Below are 1020 nucleotides of genomic sequence, written 5' to 3'. Positions count from 1 at the left end.
GGAACTGGTTGACCGCGCGTAACACAAGCACTTGTAGCTGAAGCCGCCTTAGGGCGGTACAGCTGTTTGGGCTGTGGTAGATAAAGGGTGGACCCTTGCGGCCACCTTTTTTTATTGCCCTTTGCCGAGGGGTGTGAAGCTGCGTGAAAGCATTGAATGGGTTCATGGCAATTCGTTAGATTTTTAAAATATAGCAGTTCGATACTGCATGAAAGGTTTGACTTACGATCGCCATTGCTCGCGGATTTCTTGGATTATAGCCGCGCTGCGGCAGAAATCCGCTCACAAAAGCGAGCGCTGCGCTTCTTCAGTTCAAACCTTTCATTCCGCATTCGATGCTTATTTTAAATTTCACGAAAATGCATACCCTTCAAGGCTTTCACTGCGCTTCGATGCCCGGGCAGGGGAATAAAGAAAGAAGCAGCAAGGGTCTTGTGGGGAAAGAGGTGTCGAGATGAGGAATTTATGCGCGACGGTAAGTTATGAAGGAACAGAGTTCAACGGCTTTCAATCGCAGCCGTACGGTCGGACCGTACAGCAGGAGATTGAAAAGGCGATTCAGGTGCTGACAGGAGAAGATATTCTTATTCTCGGTTCGGGAAGAACAGATGCCGGCGTACATGCGCAGGGACAAGTGTTCAACTTTGCAACGGAATCTACGATTCCTGCAGAACGTTGGGCCATTGCGCTGAATACAAGGCTTCCTAAAGATATCGTGATCCTGGAAGTACATGAAGTATCGCTGTCCTTTCATTCCAGGCGCTCTGCCAAACGGAAGACGTATCGGTATACGATCGATATGGGGAAGTTTCCGAATGTGTTTGAACGCCGCTACGCGTTTCAGTCATCCGATGCGCCTTCAAGTGGAAGCGATGCAAGAAGGGTTGAAGCATTTGATTGGCGAGCATGACTTCACGTCATTCACATCCATTCATTCAACAAAACCGCATCATATACGGATCGTATATGACGCGTACTTCGAGCAGCAGGGCTCGATGCTTCATATGTACATTACCGGCA

Annotated in this window: 1 protein-coding gene; it reads left to right on the top strand. The window is 48.7% G+C overall.

Translation table 11 applies throughout. From position 1 onward, the window contains the following. Positions 1–454: 454 nt before the first annotated feature. Positions 455–910 (top strand): tRNA pseudouridine synthase A, encoded by a 456-nt coding sequence (locus TX77_RS10710; RefSeq protein WP_049917361.1) that lies wholly within the window; start codon positions 455–457, stop codon positions 908–910. Positions 911–1020 lie beyond the last annotated feature (110 nt).

This window comes from Megasphaera massiliensis, from assembly GCF_000455225.1.
GTDB lineage: Bacteria > Bacillota > Negativicutes > Veillonellales > Megasphaeraceae > Megasphaera > Megasphaera massiliensis.
This window is presented reverse-complemented; position numbering and strand designations above follow the sequence as displayed.

What these genes read in the sequence shown, in the direction of transcription:
- TX77_RS10710 (WP_049917361.1), top strand. Translation starts at nt 455, where the DNA reads ATGAGGAATTTATGCGCGACGGTAAGTTATGAAGGAACAGAGTTCAAC.